This window comes from Actinophytocola sp., assembly GCF_036402745.1.
Lineage (GTDB): Bacteria > Actinomycetota > Actinomycetes > Mycobacteriales > Pseudonocardiaceae > Actinophytocola.
The window spans coordinates 1-4402 of the sequence record NZ_DASWSJ010000099.1 but is presented as its reverse complement, the minus strand read 5'-3'; the positions used below and the strand labels follow the sequence as shown (position 1 = coordinate 4402).

The window sequence follows — 4402 nt, the reverse complement described above, 5'->3', positions numbered from 1 at the left end:
GGATCACACGTCGTAGTACAGGGCGAACTCGTACGGGTGCGGGCGCAGCCGCAGCGGGTCGATCTCGTTCTCGCGCTTGAAGTCGATCCACGTGTCGATCACGTCGGGGGTGAAGACGCCACCCTCGAGCAGGAACTCGTGGTCGGCCTCCAGGCTGTCCAGCACCGCGTTCAGCGACGACGGCACCGTGGCCACGTCCTTGGCCTCGTCGGGCGGCAGCTCGTAGAGGTCCTTGTCGATCGGCGTGGGCGGCTCGATCTTGTTCTTGATGCCGTCGAGCCCGGCCATCACCATCGCCGAGAACGCGAGGTACGGGTTGCCCGAGGAGTCGGGGCAGCGGAACTCGATGCGCTTGGCCTTGGCGTTGTCGCCGGTGATCGGGATGCGCACGCACGCCGACCGGTTGCGCTGCGAGTACACGAGGTTGACCGGCGCCTCGAAGCCCGGCACCAGGCGGTGGTAGGAGTTGACCGTCGGGTTCGTGAAGGCCAGCAGGCTCGGCGCGTGGTGCAGCAGCCCGCCGATGTAGTGCCGCGCGGTGTCCGACAGCCCGGCGTACCCGGACTCGTCGTAGAACAGCGGCTCGCCGTCCTTCCAGAGCGACTGGTGGCAGTGCATGCCGGAGCCGTTGTCACCGAACAGGGGCTTGGGCATGAACGTCGCGGTCTTGCCGGCGGCCCACGCGGTGTTCTTCACGATGTACTTGAACAGCTGCAGGTCGTCCGCGGCGTGCAGCATCGAGTTGAACTTGTAGTTGATCTCGGCCTGGCCGGCGGTGCCGACCTCGTGGTGCGCGCGCTCCACGGTGAAGCCGGAGTCGATCAGGTTCAGCGAGATCCCGGCCCGCAGGTCGGCGAAGTGGTCGACCGGCGGCACCGGGAAGTAGCCGCTCTTGTACTTGGTCTTGTAGCCGCGGTTGCCGCCGACCTCGTCGGTGCCGGTGTTCCACCAGCCCTCGATCGAGTCGATCTCGTGGAAGGCGCCGTTCTCCGCACTGTCGAAGCGCACCGAGTCGAAGATGTAGAACTCGGCCTCGGCGCCGAAGTAGGCGGTGTCCGCGATACCGGACTCGCTCAGGTACTCCTCGGCCTTGCGCGCGATGTTGCGCGGGTCGCGGCTGTACGCCTCGCGGGTCAGCGGGTCGTGCACGAAGAAGTTGATGTTGAGCGTCTTGTCGGCGCGGAACGGGTCGAGCCGGGCAGTGGCCAGGTCGGGCAGGAGCAGCATGTCCGACTCGTGGATCTGCTGGAAGCCGCGCACCGAGGAGCCGTCGAACGCCAGACCCTCGTCGATCGTGTCCTCGTCGAACGACTGAACCGGCACCGTGAAGTGCTGCATGATGCCCGGCAGGTCGCAGAACCGGACGTCGATGAACTTCACCTCTTCGTCGGAGATGAAACTCAGGACCTCGTCGGAAGTGTTGAACACGCTGGTTGGCTCCTTACCTCTTGCTCAGACGCTCGCGGTCAAGTTATGAGCACGGTGTTGCCCGGCCATCACCCTCATGTTTCGCCGGTGTTAACGACGTGGCGTGGAACCCTTGAGCATGCCAGCCGACCACGCCGTGCGCACGTGGTCTTACTCTGGAGTTGTGAGCATGGTCTGTGAGGGGTCGTCGTGAGCAGGTGGACCGGTTCGTGGCTCTCCGGGCCGAGCGCGGCGCACGACCCCGCGGAGCGTACGACGCAGGCCTGGCCCGGCGAGCGGCTGGGGCTGCCGAAGGAGGGGCCCGGCGCGGCGGCCTCGCGCGGCGCCCGGCTGGCGGCGCTGTTCATCGACTTCGTCATCGCCGCGTTGGTCACCAGCCTCTTCGTGCGGATGGACATCCAGCAGCCGGAGGTCATGGGGCACTTCAACCGCTGGGCGATCGCGGTGTGGTTCCTGATCTCGGTCGGCGCCATCTCGCTGTTCGGCTTCACCGCCGGCATGGCGGCGCTGGGCATCCGCGCGGTGCGCCTCGACGGCTCACCCATGGTCGGCCCGCTCCGCGCGATCCTGCGGGCGGCGCTCACCGCGATCATCATCCCGGCGGCCATCTGGGACGCCGACAACAGAGGGCTGCACGATAAGGCAGCCGGAACCATCGTTCTGCGCGTCCGTTAGGTCGCTGACGGCGCCCGCCGCCCTCTCCTACGCTTCGTCCTCGAATGGCCGAGAACCCTGCCGGAGGAGCCGGACATGCGCAGGCGGGGCGTTACGGATCCGGACGCCGACGGGCGTGCCGTCGCGATCGCCGTGCGGGTGGGCGCGGGGCTCGGCGCGGTCGGCATGGGCACCGGCGTCGCCGCGGCGGTCGTCACCCAGGTAGCGGACTCGTGGGCCTACTCCGGCTATGACCCGGTGCCGCTGAACATCGCGGTCGCCGTGTTCTTCTCCGCGATGGGGGTGCTGGTCACCTGGCACAAGCCGGGCAACGTGATCGGCTGGACGATGCTCGCGATCGCCGCCTGGTGCGGGGTCGGCGTGCTGCTCACCGCGCTCGCCGGCGCGTTCGACTCGCCCGCCGACCCGGCCGTCGGCGTCGTGGTCGGCATCCAGATCTGGTTCTGGGCGCCGCCGATCTGGGCGATCACCACGATCCTCCCGATGGTCTATCCCGACGGCCGGCTGCCGAGCAGGCGCTGGTGGTGGGCGATCGCGCTGACCGCCGTCGGGCTGGTGGTCTACGAGGTCGGGCTCGCGCTCGCCGAGGAGGACTTCGTCGGCCGGTACACGGTGGCCAACCCGCTGGCCGTGCCGCAGTGGCAGGACTTCGCGCAGTTCTGCCTGCGGGCCGGCGAGTACCTGCTGCTGGCCGCGACGATCGTGGCGGTGGCCGGGCTGGTGTCCCGGTGGCTGCGCGCGACGGGGGTGCGGCGCCGGCGGATCTCGCTGTTGCTGCTGGCCTTCGCGTTCGGCGCGGTGCAGGCGGTGGTGCGGGACAGGTTGCCGGGGCAGTTGCCGCTGGTGCTCGACCGCGGGCTGGAGGTGCTCGCGTTCGTGCTGGTGTCGCTGGCGATCGCGGTCGCGGTGACCCGGGAGCGGTTGTTCGACCTGAACCTGGCGGTGCGGCGGGCGGTCGTCGGCGTGGTGAGCGCGGGCGCGGTGTTCGCGTGCTACCTCGCCGGCTTCGCCGTGCTCGGGTCGAGCTCCGTGCTGACCGCCGGTGTCGTCGGGTCGCTGCTGTTCCCGGTGGCGACGCTGCTGGTGCGGCGGGTGCGCCGGCTGGCGTGGGGCGGTCGGGTCGACGTCGTCGAGGCGGCGGTGCGGCTGGGCAACCGGATCCGCAACCAGCTCGACAGCGCCGAGGTGCCGGGGGCGGTGTGCGAGCAGATCGTGCGCTCGCTGCGGCTGCGGATGGCGCGGCTCGAGCTCGACACGGAGGCCGGGTTCCGGCGGCTCGCGCAGGTCGGCGCGCCGGACCGGTCCGAGCGCGCCACGCAGGCGACGTTCGAGCTCTGGTACCGCGGCGTCCGGGTCGGGCGGCTGCACGTGCTGCCGCCGGACGGGCGGTCCTATTTGGACGAGATGCGTGCGCAGGCGCTGGCGTCGCTGGCCGACCAGGTGGCGCCGGTGGTGGCGGCGCTGCGGCTGGACGAGGAGCTGCTGCGCAGTCGTGAGCAGCTGGTGACCGCGCGCGAGGAGGAGCGGTCGCGGCTGTCGCGCGAGCTGCACGACAATGTCGGGCCCACGCTCGCCGGCACCCGGCTGCAGATCGAGTCGGTGCGCGCGGCGGTGCCGGCGGAGTCGATCGCGCTGCTGGACCGGGCGACGCGGGGGATCGACGAGGCGCTGCGGACGCTGCGGCGGGTGGTGCACGGGCTGCGGCCGCCGGAGCTGGACGCGCTGGGGCTCGCGGGTGCGCTGCGGGAGTTGGCGGTGTTCCTGTCGGGCCCGTCGTTGCGGGTGGAGACCGCGCTGCCGCCGTCGCTGGACGGGTTGTCGAAGGAGGTGGAGGTGGCGGCGTACCGCATCGTGGCCGAGGCACTGACCAACGTGGTCCGGCACGCGGAGGCGACCCGCGCGGAGATAACCGTCCGCCGCGACGGCGCCAGGCTCATAGTCCTCATCAGGGACGACGGCGTAGGCGTGCCGCCCGACGCCGGCCGCAACGGCATGGGCCTGCGTTTCATGGCCCAACGGGCCGAAGAGATGGCCGGCGAGTTCACCTACCGCAGCGACGACGCGGGCACCGCCGTGCGCGCGGTCCTCCCGGTGCCCACGGCAGGCCAGGCCTGACCGACCGCAGGGCTGGTCCCCGCAACGCGCCGACCGACGCGGCGCCTGGTCGGCGGCGGCGGGTGGCCCGTGTGGGTGCTTCTGTGGTCAGCGGCGGCGCATCGCTCGTTGGACGCTGCGCATCTTGGCGCCTTGCGGCATCGGGCCCTTCGGGAGCTGGGCGCCGGCGCTGCGGGCGGCCAGC

At 70.9% G+C, this 4402-nt stretch carries 3 protein-coding genes and 1 pseudogene; 2 read left to right on the top strand and 2 right to left on the bottom strand.

Annotated features, from left to right (window positions below):
* Window positions 1-3 precede the first annotated feature (3 nt).
* On the bottom strand, window positions 4-1428 hold the full coding sequence (glnA, locus tag VGD70_RS09740) for a type I glutamate--ammonia ligase (RefSeq protein ID WP_331080286.1): 1425 nt from the start codon (window positions 1426-1428) through the stop codon (window positions 4-6).
* A gap of 189 nt (window positions 1429-1617) precedes the next feature.
* Here glnA and VGD70_RS09735 point away from each other — a divergent pair, with 189 nt between their 5' ends.
* Window positions 1618-2103: an RDD family protein gene (locus VGD70_RS09735; protein WP_331080284.1), complete on the top strand. Its 486-nt coding sequence runs from the start codon at window positions 1618-1620 to the stop codon at window positions 2101-2103.
* 75 nt (window positions 2104-2178) lie between these two features.
* Window positions 2179-4218 carry a sensor histidine kinase gene (locus VGD70_RS09730; RefSeq protein WP_331080282.1) on the top strand — a complete coding sequence of 680 codons (2040 nt, stop codon included), beginning with the start codon at window positions 2179-2181 and terminating at the stop codon, window positions 4216-4218.
* 87 nt (window positions 4219-4305) lie between these two features.
* On the opposite strand, the pseudogene VGD70_RS09725 reads toward VGD70_RS09730, so the two are convergent.
* Window positions 4306-4402: pseudogene (locus tag VGD70_RS09725) on the bottom strand (DUF4191 domain-containing protein); the annotation flags it as partial.